Annotated in this window: 23 protein-coding genes and 5 pseudogenes; 14 read left to right on the top strand and 14 right to left on the bottom strand. The window is 53.8% G+C overall.

Annotation, left to right across the window (positions count from 1 at the left end):
- Positions 1 to 19: 19 nt before the first annotated feature.
- The 5 genes and pseudogenes from K6I40_RS06715 to K6I40_RS06695 form a co-directional block, all read left to right on the top strand.
- A pseudogene (locus tag K6I40_RS06715) lies at positions 20 to 316 on the top strand (hypothetical protein); the annotation flags it as partial.
- Entirely contained in the window at positions 316 to 525 is a 210-nt protein-coding gene (locus tag K6I40_RS06710) for a hypothetical protein (RefSeq protein ID WP_255681493.1), read from the top strand. The pseudogene K6I40_RS06715 and the gene K6I40_RS06710, both read left to right, overlap by 1 nt.
- Positions 526 to 909: 384 nt before the next feature.
- Entirely contained in the window at positions 910 to 1,362 is a 453-nt protein-coding gene (locus K6I40_RS06705; RefSeq protein ID WP_222913871.1) for a helix-turn-helix domain-containing protein, read from the top strand.
- A 46-nt stretch (positions 1,363 to 1,408) separates the two neighbouring features.
- Positions 1,409 to 1,720, top strand: coding sequence for a hypothetical protein (locus K6I40_RS06700; RefSeq protein ID WP_222913868.1), 312 nt, complete (start codon positions 1,409 to 1,411; stop codon positions 1,718 to 1,720).
- A 279-nt stretch (positions 1,721 to 1,999) separates the two neighbouring features.
- Positions 2,000 to 2,338 (top strand): annotated as a pseudogene (locus K6I40_RS06695) (transposase); the annotation flags it as partial.
- 478 nt (positions 2,339 to 2,816) lie between these two features.
- Here the strand turns inward: K6I40_RS06695 and K6I40_RS06690 are convergent.
- The 7 genes from K6I40_RS06690 to K6I40_RS06660 form a co-directional block, all read right to left on the bottom strand.
- Positions 2,817 to 3,017, bottom strand: a complete 201-nt coding sequence (locus tag K6I40_RS06690) for a thiamine-binding protein (protein WP_255681490.1) — start codon at positions 3,015 to 3,017, stop codon at positions 2,817 to 2,819.
- A 1,079-nt stretch (positions 3,018 to 4,096) separates the two neighbouring features.
- The gene (locus K6I40_RS06685) at positions 4,097 to 4,351 is read right to left on the bottom strand and encodes a hypothetical protein (protein ID WP_222913864.1); all 255 of its coding nucleotides are present in this window, start codon (positions 4,349 to 4,351) and stop codon (positions 4,097 to 4,099) included.
- Positions 4,352 to 4,405: 54 nt separating this feature from the next.
- A complete protein-coding gene (locus K6I40_RS06680) occupies positions 4,406 to 4,669 on the bottom strand; it encodes a type II toxin-antitoxin system RelE/ParE family toxin (protein ID WP_222913862.1) in 264 nt (87 codons plus the stop codon).
- Positions 4,666 to 5,004 carry a MarR family transcriptional regulator gene (locus tag K6I40_RS06675; RefSeq protein ID WP_222913860.1) on the bottom strand — a complete coding sequence of 113 codons (339 nt, stop codon included), beginning with the start codon at positions 5,002 to 5,004 and terminating at the stop codon, positions 4,666 to 4,668. Before K6I40_RS06675 ends, K6I40_RS06680 begins: the two co-directional genes overlap by 4 nt.
- Positions 5,005 to 5,406: 402 nt before the next feature.
- Positions 5,407 to 5,568, bottom strand: a complete 162-nt coding sequence (locus tag K6I40_RS28175) for a hypothetical protein (protein ID WP_255681486.1) — start codon at positions 5,566 to 5,568, stop codon at positions 5,407 to 5,409.
- A gap of 910 nt (positions 5,569 to 6,478) precedes the next feature.
- On the bottom strand, positions 6,479 to 6,691 hold the full coding sequence (locus tag K6I40_RS06665; protein WP_222913856.1) for a hypothetical protein: 213 nt from the start codon (positions 6,689 to 6,691) through the stop codon (positions 6,479 to 6,481).
- A gap of 24 nt (positions 6,692 to 6,715) precedes the next feature.
- Positions 6,716 to 7,126 carry a hypothetical protein gene (locus K6I40_RS06660; protein ID WP_222913854.1) on the bottom strand — a complete coding sequence of 137 codons (411 nt, stop codon included), beginning with the start codon at positions 7,124 to 7,126 and terminating at the stop codon, positions 6,716 to 6,718.
- A gap of 565 nt (positions 7,127 to 7,691) precedes the next feature.
- Between K6I40_RS06660 and K6I40_RS06655 the strand changes: the two genes are divergently transcribed.
- The 5 genes and pseudogenes from K6I40_RS06655 to K6I40_RS06635 form a co-directional block, all read left to right on the top strand.
- Positions 7,692 to 7,841: a hypothetical protein gene (locus tag K6I40_RS06655; RefSeq protein WP_222913852.1), complete on the top strand. Its 150-nt coding sequence runs from the start codon at positions 7,692 to 7,694 to the stop codon at positions 7,839 to 7,841.
- A gap of 353 nt (positions 7,842 to 8,194) precedes the next feature.
- Entirely contained in the window at positions 8,195 to 8,374 is a 180-nt protein-coding gene (locus K6I40_RS06650; RefSeq protein WP_222914954.1) for a hypothetical protein, read from the top strand.
- A gap of 77 nt (positions 8,375 to 8,451) precedes the next feature.
- Positions 8,452 to 8,739: a hypothetical protein gene (locus tag K6I40_RS06645; RefSeq protein WP_222913850.1), complete on the top strand. Its 288-nt coding sequence runs from the start codon at positions 8,452 to 8,454 to the stop codon at positions 8,737 to 8,739.
- Positions 8,740 to 9,153: 414 nt separating this feature from the next.
- Positions 9,154 to 9,363, top strand: coding sequence for a hypothetical protein (locus tag K6I40_RS06640; protein ID WP_222913848.1), 210 nt, complete (start codon positions 9,154 to 9,156; stop codon positions 9,361 to 9,363).
- Positions 9,335 to 9,556, top strand: a pseudogene (locus tag K6I40_RS06635) (peptidase M48 Ste24p); the annotation flags it as partial. The gene K6I40_RS06640 and the pseudogene K6I40_RS06635, both read left to right, overlap by 29 nt.
- A 200-nt stretch (positions 9,557 to 9,756) precedes the next feature.
- On the opposite strand, the gene K6I40_RS06630 reads toward K6I40_RS06635, so the two are convergent.
- The 5 genes and pseudogenes from K6I40_RS06630 to K6I40_RS06610 all read right to left on the bottom strand — a co-directional run.
- Positions 9,757 to 10,587, bottom strand: coding sequence for a hypothetical protein (locus K6I40_RS06630; protein WP_222913846.1), 831 nt, complete (start codon positions 10,585 to 10,587; stop codon positions 9,757 to 9,759).
- A gap of 288 nt (positions 10,588 to 10,875) precedes the next feature.
- Positions 10,876 to 11,352: a hypothetical protein gene (locus K6I40_RS06625; RefSeq protein ID WP_222913844.1), complete on the bottom strand. Its 477-nt coding sequence runs from the start codon at positions 11,350 to 11,352 to the stop codon at positions 10,876 to 10,878.
- A 262-nt stretch (positions 11,353 to 11,614) separates the two neighbouring features.
- Complete coding sequence (locus K6I40_RS06620; RefSeq protein WP_222913842.1) at positions 11,615 to 11,890, bottom strand: hypothetical protein; 276 nt, start codon at positions 11,888 to 11,890, stop codon at positions 11,615 to 11,617.
- Between the two features lie 298 nt (positions 11,891 to 12,188).
- A pseudogene (locus tag K6I40_RS06615) lies at positions 12,189 to 12,308 on the bottom strand (ISH3 family transposase); the annotation flags it as partial.
- 46 nt (positions 12,309 to 12,354) lie between these two features.
- Positions 12,355 to 12,527, bottom strand: a pseudogene (locus tag K6I40_RS06610) (IS5/IS1182 family transposase); the annotation flags it as partial.
- Between the two features lie 218 nt (positions 12,528 to 12,745).
- Between K6I40_RS06610 and K6I40_RS06605 the strand changes: the two are divergent.
- Positions 12,746 to 13,678, top strand: a complete 933-nt coding sequence (locus K6I40_RS06605) for an ImmA/IrrE family metallo-endopeptidase (protein WP_222913840.1) — start codon at positions 12,746 to 12,748, stop codon at positions 13,676 to 13,678.
- A 53-nt stretch (positions 13,679 to 13,731) separates the two neighbouring features.
- Here the strand turns inward: K6I40_RS06605 and K6I40_RS06600 are convergent, their stop codons facing one another.
- Entirely contained in the window at positions 13,732 to 13,947 is a 216-nt protein-coding gene (locus tag K6I40_RS06600; RefSeq protein ID WP_222913838.1) for a HalOD1 output domain-containing protein, read from the bottom strand.
- Positions 13,948 to 15,443: 1,496 nt separating this feature from the next.
- Between K6I40_RS06600 and K6I40_RS06595 the strand changes: the two genes are divergently transcribed.
- Complete coding sequence (locus tag K6I40_RS06595) at positions 15,444 to 16,643, top strand: orc1/cdc6 family replication initiation protein (protein WP_222913836.1); 1,200 nt, start codon at positions 15,444 to 15,446, stop codon at positions 16,641 to 16,643.
- A 317-nt stretch (positions 16,644 to 16,960) separates the two neighbouring features.
- On the opposite strand, the gene K6I40_RS06590 is transcribed toward K6I40_RS06595, so the two are convergent.
- Entirely contained in the window at positions 16,961 to 17,605 is a 645-nt protein-coding gene (locus K6I40_RS06590) for a transposase (protein ID WP_222913834.1), read from the bottom strand.
- Between the two features lie 34 nt (positions 17,606 to 17,639).
- Between K6I40_RS06590 and K6I40_RS06585 the strand changes: the two genes are divergently transcribed.
- Together K6I40_RS06585 and K6I40_RS06580 are read left to right on the top strand one after the other, a co-directional pair.
- A complete protein-coding gene (locus K6I40_RS06585) occupies positions 17,640 to 17,999 on the top strand; it encodes a hypothetical protein (protein ID WP_222913832.1) in 360 nt (119 codons plus the stop codon).
- Positions 18,000 to 18,752: 753 nt separating this feature from the next.
- Positions 18,753 to 19,749, top strand: a protein-coding gene (locus tag K6I40_RS06580) for an IS630 family transposase (RefSeq protein WP_222913830.1) whose coding sequence is annotated in 2 segments (ribosomal slippage) — positions 18,753 to 19,243 and positions 19,242 to 19,749 — 999 coding nt in all. Because the reading frame shifts where the segments join, the coding sequence is not laid out codon by codon here.
- Positions 19,750 to 19,965: the final 216 nt, after the last annotated feature.

Raw genomic sequence — 19,965 nt, 5'->3', positions numbered from 1 at the left:
AGATCGGATTGAAACTGGCGATCGCGTGTTCGATGTCGTCTATTGCTCAAGCCTCAAGTCCAGGCCTTCGAAAACCTATGCGTATCCGGAGTCGCGGCTTGGCCACATCGAGAGCGAGGCAGCCGATGCTGGCCGTCAGGTCGCCGACCGTGTGGTCGTCACTGTCCTTGAAGAGCTGGTCGAACGAGCAGCCAAGGACGATGATGGAGCTGTGACCGTCCTCGAGCGCTATGCCATTGACGTGGGATATGAGGACGAGGCCGCTGAAGCGCGTGAACTGGCTGAGGTCGACCGGATCATCGGAGGTGAGGTGTGATGGTGGCAGATCTGCTGACGTACGTCGACGAGATTGACGCACCCGAGGACACGCTCACCGAATCGCAAGTGTGGGCGCTTCGCCAGGGCGTGCAGGCGGCGATCGATCGCGGTGACGTGAGTCTCTCACTCCCGTCGAGAGCGCTCTCACCGGGTCGATGGCATATTGGGGCATCGGCGTCTCTGTCTGGCTCCACGACAGCGGCGTAGTCGTCCTCCAGAAGGATGAGAACACGATTGTGACGGCACTGTCTAGTTACTCGATTCCGACGTAGAGGAGCGTTTCAGAGCCAGTTACATCGTTACCGGTGAGATCTGAAATTGTCACTGGTTATGGGAAGTTTGCTGAAGCATCCGAACTATCGCTGCTCGTAGAACAGAGTCCGCCTATATCAGATCCAAGATGGTAGTTTTACAATCGATATCGTCACTTCATCACCTCCCTGTATTGCGGTTTCTCTTATCTAGACAGTGCCGAACGAGACACGAGTTTTAGAAAGGAGATGTTCTAGGCAGTCTACGCTTGGGACGGTACTAGTACCGTCCCAAACGTGGACAGTCTAGGTTATCTCCTTTGAGAGCGTCTCTATACACATGGGACGAAAGAAGCACGTTGTCGATCTCTCTGACGAGGAGCGGAACGAGCTGAGGGAGTTCGTCTCAAAAGGCGAACACAGAGCCGAAGCGATCACCCGAGCAAAAATTCTCCTGAAGGTCGACGAGGGGCTCACAGATCCGACGATCTGTGAGCACCTCGATTGCTCGATCGCCACGCCCTATCGCACACGCAAAGCGTACTCTGAGAGAGGGCTTGCGGCGATCCACCGCCGCAAGCCCGACCGAGACTACGAACCGAAACTCGACGGTCGAGCTGAAGCCCACCTCGTCGCACTTGCCTGTTCGGAGCCGCCTGAAGGCCGAACTCGCTGGACGTACGCGCTTCTTGCTGACCGCCTCGTTACCCTCGAGGAGATCGAGTTCGACTCGATCTCCGAGGAAACCGTCCGACAGCGGTTAAAAAAACGACCTGAAGCCACACCGCTCTGAGTACTGGCTTATTCCACCCAAAGAGAACGCAGAGTTCGTCTATCGGATGGAAACGATCCTTTCTCTTTACGAAGAGCCGTACGACGAGACCCGTCCAGTCATCTGTTTCGACGAGTCCAGCAAGGAACTTCGCAAGCACGTCCGCGACCCGCTCCCGGCGTCACCGGGAGCGGTCGCTCGAACAGATCACCACTACGAACGCAATGGGAAACGAATGCTTCACCTCGCAACTGAGCCGTTAACTGGCCGGTGTCGTATTCACGTAACTGAACGACGACGGACCTGTGAATGGATCGACTGTATGCAGACGATTGCCGACGACTACCCGGATGCAGTTAATGATTCAGACGCGCTTTGAAAGCTAGCTCAGAATTTGTGGCGTAGAAGTCTTCTCCAGGCAGATCTCAAGCAAGGTATCAACAGTGAGTGCGGGTTTATATGATGATGGGAAAATGCCCGTCAAAGCGCATGTACTGCCTATTTTCAGCACCAAATTCATCAGTCGAGCGAACCACCAGAAATCATACCATCTCACAGAAACAGCTTTAGATCGCCGTGCACCCGGTACACGGATCTCTTAGCTTGTTATATTCCATACTCGAATTAGCTTTCAAACCTTCTCTAAGCCATTATCTGCATCCGGGTAGTCTTGGACAACCTCAGCACGCACAATCCGGCTGCCTTCTATCGGTTCTTCCCGCCCGAGAAAGCACGCGAGTATCTCGATCGTTTCGAGTTCTACTACACGCCCACGCACGGAAGTTGGCTGAATATGGCCGAACTCGTCTGGAGCACGCTCCAGACCCAGTGTCTTAACCGCCGAATTTCGGACGCAGCGACCCTCCAGTCGGAGGTCGCTGCGTGGGAAGCTGAGCGCAATAAGTTGGATGTCACGATCAACTGGCAATTCACAAACGAGGACGCTCGAACGAAACTACACCGGCTCTATCCGACTCTCGAGGAGGCTGGGAACTAGTCACTCGACGGTTGGGACGGTACTAGATCAACCGCATTCCGATGTATGTAGTAGAGAAAAGTTGTATTCTCAACATTATTGAGTATGGTCAACCGATCACGCGTGGCTGAGCAGGATCTTTCAACACGTGGGATGTAGTGTGAGCATGCCGTTCCGATACAGCCTTCGATTAGTTTGATGCTACACGTCTTGTCAAGTGTCTGCTCTCAGCACAGTTATACAGGGGCCCGAATGAAAGGTTAAGATATGCCTCACTGTAGTGACTGTAATGCGTTCATCACATGTGACTTTATTCGATATTGATGGTGAGGTCCATGGCTGTCCGAACTGTATGACTTACCGCGAACTACAGGTTGGTAGCGGGGTATCGTCAGAACAGACGTAACTCCTCCAAACCACGAACCGCTCATATCTCTTGAGACTAATGGAAAAGAAGCAGTGTCGTTCTGTACAGGGCATCTCTGAATTATCTGATTCGCTACATATTCTTCTCTGGGTCGCGGCCAAGCACGCTTGCTACGGATTTGATGCGGTCCTCGGCTTGCTGATCACTTCCTTGATCATCGACTTCGACGGATGTGATGATTCGATCGGCCTCAACTGCGTTATGTGCCGCTTGGATTGCTTTGAATACCTCATCAACCTCGTTGGCTTCAATGACCGTGTCTGTTGCGGTCATTTGTATGAGATATCGAACTCATCGAGCGCATTGATGGCCTGTGCAATATCTTCGGACAAACTCCCGTCATGGACGGGGATAACCTCAAATCGGGCTATGACAGTCATGGATTTTACCTCCAATATGGCTGTGCATGGTGGGTTCGGTTACCCACGGGGCACGATTGCGGTACGAGAACAGTGTTCATAGACGTTCGCAGTCGTCAAAAACCTTGTAATTATATCTGATTTTAGTGGCTAGGAGGTTTTCGCCATGCAGGGCACTGTCTATGATGGTCGAGCCATCAAATCCAGTGAAATCGGATTGATCACCTAGTGGTCCGTCAACCATGGATCGATGAACAGAGAACCCACAGTTCAAACTGACATAATTTGAAGATTTCGAAGCGTCGGTCCTTGAGGGGCGTTGCAAGAGGGGTACTTGATTCAGTCGTCCCTCCCTGTCAGCCACCAACGTGAGCTTGTTGGGGCGATACGAACAGCGGCTGCAACACCTTCATTGCCAGCCTAAGCTCATATCATTCTATGCCCCGCTGTGACAACTGTGGCCAAGAGGTCGAGCGGACGTGGAAGCATACGTCGAGTGAGGAACATGACTGGGTTTGTGGCGACTGCCACCCAGAAGTAGACACTCCAATTTAGTCGTCGCCCATCTCCGTTCAGGAAACGTTCCTCATCGGGAGTTTGCCATTCGCCCTCTAAGTCGTAGAGGCCAGAGGTTCGGAACCAGTACTCAGTGAAGTCGAATATCGCGGCCGAGACATCGTCTGTCGCGCGTCCCTCTTGGTGCTCCGGGCCAAATCCAAAACTGGCACGACAATCGAATTCAACAGTTTGGTGTAGTCAGCAACTTTACTCCGACTCCAATCCAGTTTCTCACCTATCTCCGTCTGCGTGTGTTCATCAAGGAGATCGTCAATGTAGTCAGTCGTCGGTCACTCGATCTTTGAGGTCGCAGCACCGTTGCCCAATTCTCGATTGGTCATACAGTGTGGGCAGCCGTGTACTTCACCTTCAATGCCGAACACCCGAATAAAGTCTTGAGTGACGAACCCTCCGCACTCGTCACATTCGGGCATATTACTCTGCCTCCTCAGTTGGCATTCCGATCACAAACCACTTTGCGCGTGTGACGATCCCGGCCTGGGCCTTGCGTTCGGATATACTCTGTTCTCTCTCGATGTACTCGACTAATTCAATCTCGAGGTCGGTATACTCGAGTCCTTTCTCAACTAGCTCACGGAGTACCTCAGCCATGCTGACGCTTCTCTCCTCGGCTGTCTCACGTATGAGACATAACGTCTCGTTATCGAGACGAGTTGAGACGGATTCCATACGCTGCGTCTCGGCCCGTCTCAGAAATAGATTAGTCAGACGCGCGTCAGACAGTCACTCGTAGATATTGCTCCGGTGATCGATCTCCCGAACGAATAGCACTTCGGGGTTCTTGTTCCGCCGCCAGTCAATGATCGCACGGTAGTCACCCGCGCGGAGTTTGTAGTACTCTGACCCCCGGAGTCTGTCGAGAAAGTGGTCGGGAAAGTCCTGTGCCTGTTCGATCCGTTTCATGACCTGTTCTTGAACGTCGGACTCGGCGTCACGCAACCAGTCAGCTGCTCGCTCCGAGTACTCAGTCTCGGCCACGGTCGTCACTCAATGTCGAGCTCGGTCTTCAGATCCTCGTGGGAGATCGCACTGTCAGGATCAGCGGCGTCGGCCCGCTGCTCGGCTTCGTCGGAAAGGCGGGGGCCGAGCTTGGCCCACCACCCAGCAGCACGGGCACCAGTCTTCTTCTTGTCGACGAGCCCCTTCTCGCGCATCTGCTCAAGTCGATAACTCACGGCCTGGCGTGAGACTGGGAGTTGATCGGCAAGTTCGGTAGTCGTGAGGAACGGGTCGTCGCTGGAGTCAAACGCTTTGAGGATGTCCTGCTCAGTCACCTTCTCGCCGTATTTCCCGCCACCTTCTCGGGGCTGTTTCTCGCTCATGCTCCTACCTATAGTCCTCCCTCACTTAACCGTTTGCTTTGAACCAAACCGATGGGCTTAATACGGTTACCGTTGTAGCAAACGGTGTAGACAGACCCGCTCCTCGGGGCATTGTTGTGCGGTAAAATGCCCGAGTGATGGCACACTCGAGCGGGTTGTCTCCAATGGAGCGAGAAACTCATATCAACGAACGATACGCGGACTCAAGACGATTTCGAAGAACAGAGTGAGATTACCGTCAAAGAAGCAGCCGAGGACTGCGAGGTTATCGAGTCGGACGATGTCGAACGAGCGGATGCCGAACACACGATCACACGACTGCTCGAACGCGGATACCTCTATCAGGTCGATACCGAGCTTCGGGTGACCACTCCAGCCGAGAAGAGATAACAACTCACCTTTCTACTCTTCATTACGACGCGTCTGAAACGCGTCGTCGGCCATAAGCAAGCAGACCATCGGTACTGACTCGTCCCGAACAAAATGGATCTTCTCCGCTGCCCACTGCTCGATGCGATCCACGACGGGCGGCGGTAGCGTAGTCGCACCGTCGCTGTCGAGCATAGACTGACCCAGCTCTGTGAACCGAGAATCGGCGTCGTAGACCGACCGGTGCCTCGTGACCACGAGAGCATCCCGATCTGACCATTCTCCCCAATAAATGAGATCGCCACGGGTCACGGCATCGAACGCAGTCGACGACACGGTCGGTGGAAACGATCCAACAGCCGGGTTCTCTGTATCTCGCTCAAGGAGACCGATCGAGTACGAATCATCCGTGCCCATGCCACGAGTCACGGTAACAGCATCCATAATTCTACAGGCAAACGAACAAACTATGGCTTCGAATACCGCTCCTCAGTCTGGGGATCATGTGCGGTTGCATACGGCTTGTGCGGCTGCAGGGAGGCGCCACCGAATTCAATAAATCCATCACACCAGAGACAGACACTGAACAAAATCGGCAGCCCTGCCGAATTATATGTTGACTGAAAGACTGGTGTCCCCTTTTCACAGTACGGACATGGCATGAGTTCAGCACCACTATCCAGCATCTCTTTCCCGATCCCATGGTTGAGTCTGTACCAGCGGACCACGTTCTGAACAATCCTCATGTGTCCCCAATACATCTACATAGCGTGCAATCGTAATACTTTGCCCACTGCTAGCAATAAGCATGGAAATAACCGTAAATTAGTACTCACGAAGTAGGTTCAGTGATTGCGAGTGATCGAGAAGAGTGGAGCGTCGTTTGGCGAACGCATCGCTGCACAGCGCATTCGTGACTGTGGACCAGAGAGATGAGTCAACTCATTGCCTCAACGGTAGGGAAGCAAAACGTACGGAAAGTGCGGGTGAGGGTGCCTCTGACAGGTTACAGCCGAACGGTCGACAATCGTCCGACTCCCCAAATATGTATTAATCAACATGTAGGAATAGCTCTTTGATCTGTTGGCAAGATCTCGTTTCACTTTCACTCCACTATCCGGAGATTAACGAGGGCAGGGATAAGAGCGAAAATCGACGACACACCGAGGAGTTCCACGACACCATGAACTACGACGATGACGACCGCTGGGAGTTCGCTCCCGAAGACGAAGGAAGTATTGGCCCCGATGCGACCGACTCGAGAGCCGTCGGCGATGGCAGCTACGAACGCATCAACAACTCGCTCGAAACCGATCACGTGGGGTATCCAGACGCTCCTGGATCAACATCCTACGAGGATGGCTCCACCGCTGAGAATCAGTGCAAGTGTGGCACAGAGATCACTCACGATCGAACAAAGTGCGACTTCTGTCTCACGACCAGCCTCGACTACGGTGATCTGGTGGTCGAGCCTGACACCGAGCGCAAGCTCACTGGACTGATTCATGTCCTCATCGACGCGAAAACCGAGCACAACGCCATTAGCAAAGCCAAAGCTGTCTTCACAGGACTGACTGACGATGTTTTCACCACTTCTATTGACGGTATCGACGAATGCGAAGTGATCGCCGATCTCGAGGGCGAGCTCGTCACGCGCTTCACTCGTGAATGGGGCCAGTTGCCTGGTGCCGCTGCCGTCGAGACGACTGAAGGACAGCGCCAGCTCGATATCATCCGCCAGAACGCCGGCCATGACTACACTATAGCTGCTGAGGAGAGAACCGACAACACCGAGGAGAACCGACCGACACTTGATCCAGTGCTGTTCGACGCTGAAGGCGAACCGATCACTGATATCGAGGAGGTCGGCCAGCTGATCGCTGGGGGCACGGTTGAGCGAACCAGTTCCAACTGGGAGACTGACGAATATCCACGACGGGACGAGCCAACACGCACCTGGATCGTTCCCGCAATAGCCCTCGAACATGTTTCCCCACCGAATCGCTCCGAGAACTCTCCTCGCGAGGGGCGAACTCGTCGAAATTTGGAGTGCCGATCGTGCAGTGAGACGACACGACACACATTCGGTGGCTTCGATGAAGTGCCAGTTCCAGAAATTCCCGACTCACCGATCTGGGAGTGTACCAGGTGTCAATCTCCTCGACACGGGCCGGACCCTGACAGTCCGAGGGGGACACGAACCACCACTAATATGGAAATGGACCTGTTGAACTCGTCTCTCGGGTATGTGTATTGGTCTCTGTGTTAAGTTGATCACCTATCGAGGAAATTACACTTCGGAGTCCTCAATACGAGTCATGGACGACGTGAACATCTCTGATGAAGAGTATCCGCAAGAACTCTTAGACGCACACTATATCGAAGATAGCAGGGTTCACCGTCCTGCCGATAATGTGATTCACGGTCTTGAGGCCCTCCTGGTCGAAAAGGGGTGTTTCAGGAAATGAGCCCTGGAGAGTTCCCAGCCTGTAATCGGTGGTGGAAAATATCAGAATACATCGAGCCCCGCTCACAAGAAGAGCTGTATCAGGAAATGCGGCAGCACGATGATCCCGTGGTCAGTTCTGCTGCAAAGTATATTAATCCAGAGTGGAAGCCACAAACCAAATACACGTTCGAGATCATCCAAATGGCTACCTCTCCCGGATATAGTGAAGTCCATGAGACTGAATAATTTCAGAAAGAATTAACCGTTGGATCGACTGATGCCACACCAACGTAAGCAGTTGGTGGTGTTGTTTGCTCCTCAGAGGAGTGAGAGGAGTCTACAAGGGCAGATACCGACCAGACTGACGAGCCACTGACGCCAGCACAGCGCCTCGAGTCACCGAATCCCCGGATCATTGATGCGGGAATCGCGACGATCACCGACATGGAGACACTTCAGTCGTGTGTCGCCTACGAAAATCAGCACCAACACCGCCTTCCGATCCTCAAACTGCTAGCCCAGCGAGCTGAAGAACTTCGCGAGGAGTCGTGACTGGTCCACCGATCACGGTGCCTGCGATCGCTGGGAGTGTTGTTTGCACCCTTCGAGAGGGGTGGAGGGTTTTACAGATGACAGATCGACCCGAGATCACGATCCAACAGCAGACAGCGTTCACCGCTGACGGTGGACTCGAACCGACCGAAGAAAGCGTTGCGACCTCGCTCGAGGATTTCGGTGCTGACGTCAGCCATCGCGAGGTCGAAGCACGACTCGATCGCCCCGTAGCCAGCGAGTTCGGCGTCGACGACCGCGTCGAAGTTCGGTACTCGGAAGGCGACAATACCGACCAGACATCGCTGTTCGCGGAGACGGCCGACGACCAGCTGACGCTGACGGGCGAGGACGCCAGCTCCTAGTTCCTCTTCGACTCGCCCGGTGGGAACAGTGACTGATTCTTCCCAGGATGCCCCTCAGACTGACGAACAGAGAGTCACACGGGCGAGCGCAAGAGCACGCATACGCGCGCTGACCGTCACGACTCCTGATCCACCAGTCAAAGGCGGCTACACCCACGGTGATCCGTGTCCCCGCTGCGAGGCAGCAGTATTGATTGGACGATTCAATGGAGAGGGAGAGCAGTTTCTCGAGTGCGAGCGGTGCCTGTTCCGTCCTCCAAGCGCGTGAGACGCCGGGATCACGTGCATCGCGCGGTGGTGTTGTTCGTCCCCGGGGGGGGAGGGAAAAACAATGAGACGATCCAAAGTGCAAGAACAGACCACACAGCGAACCGAACACCCCAAGACCGTCCATGAAAACGGGGGTGGGAACTGATGAACCGCGATCGCGCCGCCTGGCTCGCTGGAGAGCCGCGACACCCCGAGCCCGAGATCCACCCACCAGAGCCGACTCTCGAGGAGTTCCTGCGTAGCAGGAGTGTCAATCCGAAGCCCGAGGACGTGGACGACGAGGACCTCAGCGAGTCGATCGCCATTGCCGGGCCGGAGGGGGACGATCGCGACCGCTCTCGAGAAAATCGATAGGACGATGCCCGAACTCCCCGACCGCGGCTTCCGGAAGCTCGACGGCGGTGCCGAAGCGCTCTATCTTGACCCGTTAGAGGAGCGCGCGTTCGGCTCGAAGGAACTCGTCAGCACCGATATCTTCCCCGACACGCATCCGCCGACTGCGGAGCGGATCGACCGACTGCGGTCCCTCGAGCGAGGTGACGGATGACGCGCGAACACACGACGCGGTGCGGACTACTCCTATCGGCGGGTGGCGGAGGCGTGGCCGACGTAGAGCCACGACTTCGGAGACGTCGACCGCGGCCACGGGAATCCCGTCGTCGGCGGGCCGGGATGTCCAGCGACGGGTGAACGGTACTGAACACGGTTCACTCCCTCACTGCACCCCTGCGTATCCGCGCGCAGGGGTCACTCCTGACTGACGGCGCTCGCGAACCTGCCACCGTCCCACCCCCGAAGTCGGGAACGAACTAGTAGTTCGAGTCCCGCGACGATTACGAACCCGATCGACGAAACGCCGAGAATGGGGATGTGGAGTCCACTATCGGGCGCTGTGAACGCTTCCGTATGCAGGGTGGCCATGACGAGCCAGCCGTACAGAACGAACGGGGAGACGATCCCGTAGGAGAGCAACGCCGCGAGCGGGACTACGGTCGCGACGGCGGCTGCGACGAAGCCGATTCCGTATCCGGAGGCGGTCTCCCACAGTACCCCTCGAACGAGGAGGATCATCGTCGCAAGGCCGACCGCACCGCTACAGCCGACAACGACGAGCCACAGGTCGGTTCGCGAAAGCGGGAGGGTCGGGAGATTTCGCAACCGACCGTCCTCGAGACTGTACCCGCGTCGAATCGCGAACTCGGCGACACCGGCGACGAGCAGGAGTGCGAGCCAGACGTACCACGTCTCGGCGTAGGACAACGCGTGGAACGACCCATCAACGATCACGTCGTCACCGCGTTCGACGACCGCCCGCGGGGGGGACGTCGTTAGTTCGGTGTACACTACGGCCACAAGGAGGGCCAAGAATCCACCGCCGGGAGAGACGAGCCCAGTGTGAACCGAGAGCGCCACCGTCACGAACCCGAGCACGAACGCCCCTGGCAGGAGCGTCCACCACTCGGTCGCCGACATGACGACGTGGTAGTCGAACAACGAGAACAGGGCTCCGACGGCGATTGCGCTCGCAATCCCACCACCGGTCCCGACCGCTATCGACGTTACACTGGGGCGGTTCATCGGTACGGAACCTCCATGGGAGCGTTCTCTCCGACGGTCGTCACTGAAATCCCTTGAGTGGAACGGGATCCCAGTTTCGTCGGTCGACGGTATCGCACTGCTGGACCTCTATCGAGAGCGTTCCGTATCGTGTACATCTGACTATCGGATCTAGTTTGGTTAATTGTCATTAGATAATTATTTTCTGAATTAGTGATAACAGGGTTCGAATGTATACAGGAGGGGATAGCGTATGAGTTGCGCAGTCCCAGCCGATCGGCTCGGACCGAAATTCGGAGACCGATCATTTCAACAGTTCCTGTCGATTTCTTTTGGGGGATTCGACCCTGCCTCGAGTCGCACCGCTTTTCCGTCGTGGTTGTCGTCCGCGCCGTCGTTACCCCAGCCGTCCGGCCCTGAGGCGACCCATCCAGTGTTCCGGAGATACGGCCAGTTGTTCGTGAAGATATCGATCATCTTGTCTCGCGTACTCTGATAGGAGACCACGTCGTGTTCCTGTGTCCAGATATCCCAGTTTCCGTCTTCGTGGGCCTGTACGGAGATAATCCCCGGCTCCAGTTCATAACATCGCACGTGATGACGTCCGGTGAGGCCGGCTTCTGCGGTCCCCCAGCCGCCGTATTCGCCGTACGGTTCGTTGTCAGGACCGGCGAAGTCCGCGCGGTCCATATCCCAAGCATACCGTTTCCCCTCGCGCGGAATCCGGTAATTCTCGAGATTGTCCCACCCGTGGTCGTCTTCGAGTACGCGTTCGACGTCTTCCATACCCACTCCATAGAGGAGCAGATTTATCGGGGCCGATTCGTCGTACCCGTTGTCGCCGACTTTCCTGTAGTTCCAGACTGCTCGACCGCAATTTCCCTGGTCGTCTACCGGATGGTCGTGCTGGATACCGATACCGCCTGATTCCGTCCCAGATTCCGTTCTCCGGTCTTCTATGAGCTGTTCCCACTCTTCTTTTCTCGCGTAGTTCGATTCCCACCGCTGTGTATTGACGATGACGTCACGCTCCGGATACTCGTCCTCCTCAGGGGGGGATCTCCGACCGATCGATTACATCCTTTTCCGTGATTTTCGGGGGTGTCATCCCATATCGCTTTTTCAGATCCGGGCTCCGGTAGGTCGTCTCGATCGTGATCCTCTCCGGTTCGAAGGTCGTCTTCGTCTTCTTCGTTCCGACGACTTTGAAATCCTCTCTGGATAGCGGTTTGCTGTCCCGCGTGCTCTCCTTGGAGCCATTGCCCTGTCTCGATTGACGTCCAGCGACCGTCGGAGACAGTCCGAATCTGACTGCAGCACTCATTCCTTCGAGAACCGTTCTTCGATTATCCATTGTATTGTGACAGAATATGGATTATATGAAATACATTAAAACCTTCTGGACCACATTAATAAAGTACATTTAGTTATAGGTCTCTCGTCCGCGCCGGCGAATCGGTATCAGCGACCGGCAGTGAGACTGACTGATTTCGACGGGACTGCAAGTCGATCCGATCGGGACCGCTCAGACCGTCTTCGGTTCTATCTTCGTCCCGCTTTCGCTCTTGCCTCCGTCTTCCGGCGCGTCATGAGAGGGGAACCAGCAACGTGTGGATTACCCACTCCGTGAAGTCCTCTACGTTCTCTCCGAGATCCAACGAAAGTTCCTTATTAAGACTGTTGACGACAAAATTAAGCAGGTGCTCCTCTTTTAGCTCGCTGTCTGATTGGGTGGATATCACACCTTCTCCGAGCAGACACTCATCCTAATCCGATGTGATCGACTGAGTATGAGGAGGCTGAGCGGCGGTCGAAGAACGTGCTGTCGAGAGCTGCGTGCCCGACTGCGGGCGTTGCTGCGCGTTTCAGCGCAGCAACACCCGCCACACCCACATTTTCAGCCGGTCGAACGATTTGTAGATCGTCGTGTACTCTGGCAGATCGTCCCGATCTAAGCCGAGTACGATACTGGTGAGATCTGGGGGTACTGCTCGTACAACTGTTACTTCGAGCATCGGACGCAGAATCGACTCGAGGAGATCGTCGATGAACGGAGTGTTTTCATCCCCCCGTGAGCCGTTTTCACTCGAGATCAGGTGTGTAACGAGAGTGGTGTTGTTGTACCCCAGAGAGGGGTGAGGCTTTCGAGCAGGCGAGAGCGTCAACACAAGTGATTCCAATGGCAGTGACTACAGAGCAAGCAGCCTCGTTCACCGACACCGAGACGCGCAGCGACGAGATGAACAGTACGATCGAAACGTGGGTTGACGACCTCGTGGACCTCGTCGACGACGCTGCGGCCAGCGAAGAGTTCAAAGCCTGGCTCGACGTACAGAGCCACTTCCACGACTACTCGTACCGAAATACGCTCCTGATCAAACAGCAGTGTCCCCACGCAACCCAGGTTGCAGGGTACAACACGTGGGCAAACGAGTTCGACCGGCACGTCCAGGAAGGTGAGAGTGCGATCTGGATCTGGGCACCGATCATCACGAAACAGTGTCCCGAATGCGGAAACTCCCCGTCGTACCACGAAAATAGTGATTGTGAGTACGACGAGACGCCGCCCGAGAAGTGGTCGAAAGGGCTTGTCGGGTTCAAACCCACCGCTGTCTTCGATGTCTCGCAGACCGACGGAGAGGCACTTCCTGATCTCGAAACCGAAGCATATGGTGATGCCAGTAATCTGGTGCCGGCCCTCCTCGAGAGCGCCGAGCAGTTGGACGTCGATGCACAGATTGTGCCGGCCGACGAGTGGAACTACGGGGAAGCGAAGGGAGTCTGCAAGCAACGCTGTCCGATGACCATGCGCCCGCGAGTCGAAGTGAAAGATCGAGACAACCAAGCGGATCTCGCTGGGACACTCATCCACGAGTACGCTCACGCGATCCTCCACTTCGACGTTGACGATCGCGACGAACGGACGAAACGCGAGCTGGAAGCCGAAGCCGTTGCGTACGTCGTGGGGCGCTACTTCGAGCTGGATATGAGTGGATCAGCGTTCTACCTTGCAGCGTGGAACGGTGACAATCCCGAGGCGATCACTGACCGGCTTGGCCGGATTAGCAACACGGCCCAAGAGCTAATCGACACTCTCGAACGGCTCTGTTGAAATCCTATTCTTCAGATGTATTTTAGCGTGAAACACACGCACACTACAGATGCTTATTGATCGATAGCGATTGTTCCGTTCTCAATTTCTATATTATATCCTGTGTATTCAAATCGGATATTTGAGTCAGCGAGTTGATTAAGCGCCTCAGGGTCGATACTGTTGTAGAGAGGAGGCAAGTCCAGAGGATCGGTTTCTTCCATTTCAGACACTCTCTTCACAATCTTGGTAACTAATTGAGTTTGTGAACTCTGGATGAGATTTTCCATGGAGTCTCTTTCGCTGGTCCTATTTATAAGCGCTGTGCGAATGAAAGTAGACGATGATCAAAGGTGTGGGTTTGTGATCGTTGGTGATTTTCTCGTCTGAACTTTTTCTCGTCTCTACTGAACGGCAACTACGTGTGCGGATGTAGCGCTGCTTTTTCTCCCGATACCAAATCACTGAGGTATAAAAGGAAAGGGCACTGTCTAGTTACTCGATTCCGACGTATAGGAGCGTTTCAGAGCCTGTTGCAGCGTTACCGATGAGATCAGAGATTGTCACTGGTTATGGGAAGTTTGCTGAAGCAGCCGAATTATCGCTGCTCGTAGAACAGAGTTCACCTATATCAGATCCAATATGGTGATTTTACAGCCGATACCGTCACTTCATCACCTTTCCGTATTGCGGTTTCTCTTATCTAGACAGTGCCAAGGAAAGAAAATAGACCGCATAGCCGTTTTCACGTGAACGATTTTAGTGAATGCCGGGGCTGTGGGTTCGTTCTGCAAGCGATAAGCGATGTTGACCCCAATCCACTACATTGGGATTCGTGCCCTGGCTGCGGTAGTGCCGATTTCACTCTTATCGATACATAGACCCCCCTGTACTTACCGATCCCCCTCAAAATTTGTTAGCCACTGGTGATGAGGGGATCGCCATTACACATATGTAAGTCTAGATAAGAACCCCAGAAGAGGGAAATCACACATATAGTAGCCACTGAAAGTCACTGCACACCTGATCGCATGACAGCTGTGCGATCAGCGTGTAAATCGTTTCAGTGGCTACTATAGTAACACGAAAGCGAAGTTTCATGACGCCCGTCAACCAGAAAATCATGCCTCTTACTCAGCGAACGAGTGGCTGAAGCCTTCATGAGGCGATCCAGTGCTTAACCGAACACCAATGGACTAGAGTTGTAAACGAAATAAGAAACAGAGGTATAACACCGGCCTTCAAAGAGACCCCGGACACCGAGTGAAATCAACCGAGACACACCCCATACACCGAGTGAAGATTCTGGGTCTGACGCTCGTCAGACGATTGATTCTCTGAGAAGCTTTCGAAAGTTAGAATTCAATCTGGTCCACTCACACCCCTCGCAACGAGTGAAAAGCAGATCAGGTGCAACCCTGAGATCCAAGCGGAATCACATACAGACTACCCGGAAAATGCTAGTTTGGGATTGCTATCACTCCATCAATTCTGAACTATTATTATATAACTAGGTGTATAAGCAATATATACATACAAATATAGCCAAGAGATAGCTGATAGCTAGTGATTTAGGATTTTGAAGATTTATGTTTATATTCTCTACAGGGATTTACTCCGTTTCGAACTCTACAGTTGACTCTGATTTCACTCGGTGTCTGGGGTGGGTGTTTGACCGGACTTCTAATTGCTTCGTAGAGTAACCCATCTAAAAGGGCCAATTTCTCCATTTTCACTCGGTGTTAGGTTCCTGCATTTTATGTACCTTCACTGAGACACTCTAGATATGACGAACCGTGACCTCAATGACGCTTCTGACGATGATATCTTCGCAACGGGCGACATCTTTGCCCGACGGGAGCTCCTCCGTGTTGGCCATGTTCCGGACCGGGATCGAATCGTCGGCCGAGATACTGAATTGCAAAACGTAGGACAAGCACTGGGTCCAGCAATAGATGGCGGACCACCGTCAAACATCGTTATCTATGGCAAAACAGGTACCGGCAAATCACTTGTTGCACGTCATGTGACACAACGTGCTCGAGAACGAGCGACCATGAATGATATTCAATTCAGTCACGCATACGTCGATTGTTCAGATGCGAATACCGAAACTCGTGTCGCTCGGGAAGTAACGACACAACTTGCTAATGAAGCCTCAGCTACACTGGATATCCCTGACAAGGGTATTGGTGCCAATGAATACTATCGATATCTCTGGGATCTTCTTGAAACGCGTGATATTTGTATTATTTTACTTGACGAGATCGATATCCTTCGAGACGATGATATCCTGATGCAACTCTCACGAGCAGAGGAAACTGGGAAAACAGATTGCTATCTCGGCGTCATCTCTATCAGCAACAAAATCGAGTTTCGAGACCGTCTCAGTGAGCGTATTGACTCCAGTCTCCAAGATGAGGACATCATCTTCCAACCGTATGATGCTGACCAATTACGAACTATACTCGAGAATCGCCGAGATGCATTTAAATCTGGTGTCCTTCAAGATGGTGTCATCCCCAAAGTCGCCGCACTTGCAGCTCGAGAGCACGGTGACGCACGCAAAGCGATCAATATTCTCCAGAAGGCAGGTGAACTAGCTGAGCGCGAGAACGATGATCACGTGACTGAAACACATGTCGAGCGCGGCCAGCGGAAAGCTGAAGTGCAGCGGTTCCAGGAACTCGTCTCGGGCTCGACCCCTCATGTCAAATACCTCCTTCGGGCATTAGCAAAACTCACTGAGAATCGTAGGGGCGATGCCTTCTCGACACACGAGATCTATCAAGTCTATCAGAGTATTGCAGACGCTGAGGGCAGTGACCCACTCAGTCAAGACCGTGTCTACCGGCTTCTGAAAGAACAATCATTTCTTGGGGTTACTGAGTCTCGGCATACTGGCGGTGGACACAGTGAAGGGAGTTACCTAGAACACCGACTTATGCGCGGATCTGACGTCGTCTTAGCGGCACTTTCGGATTGACGGAGTCTCTCGTAGACGCATTCTTCCTCGAGCGATACCTGGCTCTGAGACGGGAGATCGTTATCCCACTACCAGCCACTCTATCGACTCAGTTTCAAAGCCTGTCTAAGAATTTCGACTATACTATTCCTGTTTCGAGTATTTAGAGTCACCTCAGTAGACCCCGATATCAGAACGATACATCCAGTGAATCTGAGCGAGAAATGGTTTGCTGAGATCGGGGTTAGTGCGGTGACCGACTGCAGCGCAGGATTCTCTGGTAGGTTGCCCGGAGCCGCCGCTCTGAGCGGCGGCAAACGCGTCGGCTCCATCGGAAGCTACCCGTACTCACCGAGTGGTCGGTTCCAATAGTTGCGGATCACTCGGAACGTCCGCGGCATTCCGCCGCGGACTGGATACTGTCGTCGATAGTAGTGGGAGAGGATGTACGCGAGAAACGTGCAATACAACTCGAAGAGGACGCCGTTCAGTGTCGTATTGTGGAGTTTCTGGATGTTCGTGTACTGTTTCAGTTCGCGAAACATGATCTTGATCAGCCACCGTACTCCGTAGATCAGCGCGATCTCTAAGGTATCGAATTTATCGGGAGACAAGGTCGTGAGGTAGATCTCATCGTCATCATCCTCGTGCATAATGCTGACTTTCCGATACTCCCGTCCCACGGTTCCCAGTTCGATATATTCGTCAGTAACTCGTACTTCCTCGCCATCTGGTTGAACGTGTTCGAAGTCGTGGAGCAAATCCACGACTTCGTGTTTCGCATTTCTTTGGGAGGGCGTGACAATGTCCATGTCTTCGCTCTTCATGTCAGCGAACCATCTATAGTGGACGTAGCCTTTGTCGAAGACGGAGATCACTGAGTCGAGGTCCTCGTGGATCTCGACGTCACCGGCGAGGACAGGAAACGCGTCCGACTCGGGATAGTTCGCTCGGGTGACGAACGCGGTGAGCGGGTGTTTCATGGCCGGATCGAGCCGAGCGGCAGTATGGAGGTCGATGCCGCAATCTTCGGGGCGAACGACGCTCGTCGTCGCCGGTATCGATGACGAGCGTCGTTCTGAGTGGGAGACGAGTTGCGTCACAGCCGATGATCTGTCGTTCACGAAGTTGTTCGAGCCGTTTACGAGCGACCCCCACAGGATGGTACAGAGATGGCTGCTCGAGAACAGCGGTCGCCAATTCGGCGACCGCTTGGAAGGGCCGGCGCGTGGTCAATTTCGAGAAGTAGCCCTTGCTGATCGGTTCGAGATTGGCATAGACATCGGTCTGTTGAGCGAGGTTTTCAAGCGTGTTCGGATCGTCGATGCCCAGTCGGAGCCCGATTTTGACGTGTTCGAGAAAGTCGATCCGCTTTGAATGAAGGCCAATCTCGTGCCGAGCGGCAATTTCCTCGCTGTCGACTTCGTCGAGCAGCGAGGTGAATCCATCAACGACACGTTCCACCACACCGCCGTCAGATGTCGGAGTGTCGATTACTGTACTCATGCGCTCATCACGGCAAACAGCCGGTAGTGGACGGGGTTCATATACTCGAAACAGGAATAGTGTTAATTACGGTAAGATTACAGTAAGACTTCGCTGGCATGCGGTTTTTAGTCTTCTTCAGATTGTAGCCGATGATAGAGGAGTTGTGCGAGTTCAGCATTTATTATTCTTTCTTCATTTAGTGCGAGTTGAGCAGCATGATCGATGGCGATCGCCATCGATTCCAAGTCGTGGTGCACCATGACTCGGGACAGCCTGGCTGCAGTTTCATCGCTGATCGTGACAGTCGTGTAGCCATCTGGCGGTATAACCCTCCGAAGGCGACGCTTTACCGTAACTTTATCAGCATCGGGCTGATCTCCGATTAAACCCTAGAAGTAGTGTTATAATGGCATCCATTACGATCGTGAACGTCTACTTTCTCTTATCGTATGCCGATACTAGTGTACGATCCAGTAAATCCGTACCCAGTTAGGGAACTGATAGACTGAGGGCGATTCTTGTCAGTGGAGTACTCCCCTTGTATCTGCTGTGAAACTCGCTACGTAACCGGGTAGGAACTTACTGGACAGTCCACTATAGTAACCGTTAAAACTTTCTACTCAGAGATGATTTCTGAAGGTAGTGGATCATCTCGACGAAATCTCTGTCGAGGAATTGCAAGATGCTCTCAACGTGGAGGGAAAGAAGCCGACACAACGGCTCTTAGCGGCAATAGCGTACAAAAACAGCGTTACACAGACTGAACTAGCCGAGTGGTACGACGTTCAGCGACGCACGATCTATAGCTGGCTCAAGCGACTCGACACCGACGAGTCGCTTGAGCAGGCTGTAACTGACGATCATCGATCTGGGAGAAAGCGAAAGCTCTCAGAAAAAGAGCAACAAGAATTCGAAGAAGCTGTCCACGACTCACCCGAAGAAGTTGGGGTTAACGCGCCGGCGTGGACGCCGGCGCTCGTCCAGCAGTATCTCGACGAGACCTACGATGTTGATTACTCAATCCCGAGTTGCCGGCGGTTGCTCAAAGAAGCGAGATTGAGCTATCAAAAACCACGCCGTACAGCCGCTGAAGCTGAGGCTGACGAACAAGAGACGTTCCACGAAGAACTCAAAAAAGCGGCGGGAGATGGACGCCACAGTAGTCTGTATCGATCAAACCAAGAAATCCGTGCAAGTTGAGCCGCGTGCCGCGTGGTTTCCGCGCGGCACGCGGCCGGCCGTCGAATTGTCCGGGCAACGCGACTGGACATGTCTCTTGGGCGCGATCACCGAGGACGGTGATCGTTTTTTCTCTCGGTTCGAAGAGTACGTGACCGCCGAACATGCGAAACATTTCATTCTCGCATTATGCAAAGAGTTCGAAGATAACTTGATCGTCGTGTTGGATGGAGCGCCGTATTTCCAGGCGTCGGCCGTCACGGACCTGGCGGCCCGTGACGACCTCGCCTTCGTCACGTTACCAGCGTATTCACCGGAACTTAATCCAGTCGAAGAGTGCTGGAGACAGCTGCAATCAGCTCTTAGCAACCGATTCTTCGACTCACTTTCTGAGCTAACAACAGCGATCGATACCGCTCTTGATCAACTCTCTATTCCTAAAATGAGCAGTTATTTCTAACTCCTACTATAGTACTCTTCGTGATCTGGCTCGCATCTTGGCGAGCGCCCAATGAGGAGGACGACCGTAATGTGTCCGATCAGGAGCCGGCTAGTCCCAATAATGGGGCACCACCGTTCATGCAGGGAACGTTTGAGCAGGGGAAGACAAGTGAGCCGGTACTATCGCCTGATCCCGGAGAGTGTCCTGCCTGTGGAACCAGCAACGATCCGTTTT

Source organism: Natrinema sp. SYSU A 869, from assembly GCF_019879105.1.
GTDB lineage: Archaea > Halobacteriota > Halobacteria > Halobacteriales > Natrialbaceae > Natrinema.
This window is presented reverse-complemented; position numbering and strand designations above follow the sequence as displayed.

Coding starts and splice junctions, on each gene's coding strand:
- K6I40_RS06710 (WP_255681493.1), top strand. CDS start 316: ATGGTGGCAGATCTGCTGACGTACGTCGACGAGATTGACGCACCCGAG.
- K6I40_RS06705 (WP_222913871.1), top strand. CDS start 910: ATGGGACGAAAGAAGCACGTTGTCGATCTCTCTGACGAGGAGCGGAAC.
- K6I40_RS06700 (WP_222913868.1), top strand. CDS start 1,409: ATGGAAACGATCCTTTCTCTTTACGAAGAGCCGTACGACGAGACCCGT.
- K6I40_RS06690 (WP_255681490.1), bottom strand. CDS start 3,017: ATGACCGCAACAGACACGGTCATTGAAGCCAACGAGGTTGATGAGGTA.
- K6I40_RS06685 (WP_222913864.1), bottom strand. CDS start 4,351: ATGGAATCCGTCTCAACTCGTCTCGATAACGAGACGTTATGTCTCATA.
- K6I40_RS06675 (WP_222913860.1), bottom strand. CDS start 5,004: ATGAGCGAGAAACAGCCCCGAGAAGGTGGCGGGAAATACGGCGAGAAG.
- K6I40_RS28175 (WP_255681486.1), bottom strand. CDS start 5,568: ATGCTCGACAGCGACGGTGCGACTACGCTACCGCCGCCCGTCGTGGAT.
- K6I40_RS06660 (WP_222913854.1), bottom strand. CDS start 7,126: ATGGCCGGCGTTCTGGCGGATGATATCGAGCTGGCGCTGTCCTTCAGT.
- K6I40_RS06655 (WP_222913852.1), top strand. CDS start 7,692: ATGGACGACGTGAACATCTCTGATGAAGAGTATCCGCAAGAACTCTTA.
- K6I40_RS06645 (WP_222913850.1), top strand. CDS start 8,452: ATGACAGATCGACCCGAGATCACGATCCAACAGCAGACAGCGTTCACC.
- K6I40_RS06640 (WP_222913848.1), top strand. CDS start 9,154: ATGAACCGCGATCGCGCCGCCTGGCTCGCTGGAGAGCCGCGACACCCC.
- K6I40_RS06630 (WP_222913846.1), bottom strand. CDS start 10,587: ATGAACCGCCCCAGTGTAACGTCGATAGCGGTCGGGACCGGTGGTGGG.
- K6I40_RS06625 (WP_222913844.1), bottom strand. CDS start 11,352: ATGGAAGACGTCGAACGCGTACTCGAAGACGACCACGGGTGGGACAAT.
- K6I40_RS06620 (WP_222913842.1), bottom strand. CDS start 11,890: ATGAGTGCTGCAGTCAGATTCGGACTGTCTCCGACGGTCGCTGGACGT.
- K6I40_RS06605 (WP_222913840.1), top strand. CDS start 12,746: ATGGCAGTGACTACAGAGCAAGCAGCCTCGTTCACCGACACCGAGACG.
- K6I40_RS06600 (WP_222913838.1), bottom strand. CDS start 13,947: ATGGAAAATCTCATCCAGAGTTCACAAACTCAATTAGTTACCAAGATT.
- K6I40_RS06595 (WP_222913836.1), top strand. CDS start 15,444: ATGACGAACCGTGACCTCAATGACGCTTCTGACGATGATATCTTCGCA.
- K6I40_RS06590 (WP_222913834.1), bottom strand. CDS start 17,605: ATGAAACACCCGCTCACCGCGTTCGTCACCCGAGCGAACTATCCCGAG.
- K6I40_RS06585 (WP_222913832.1), top strand. CDS start 17,640: ATGCCGCAATCTTCGGGGCGAACGACGCTCGTCGTCGCCGGTATCGAT.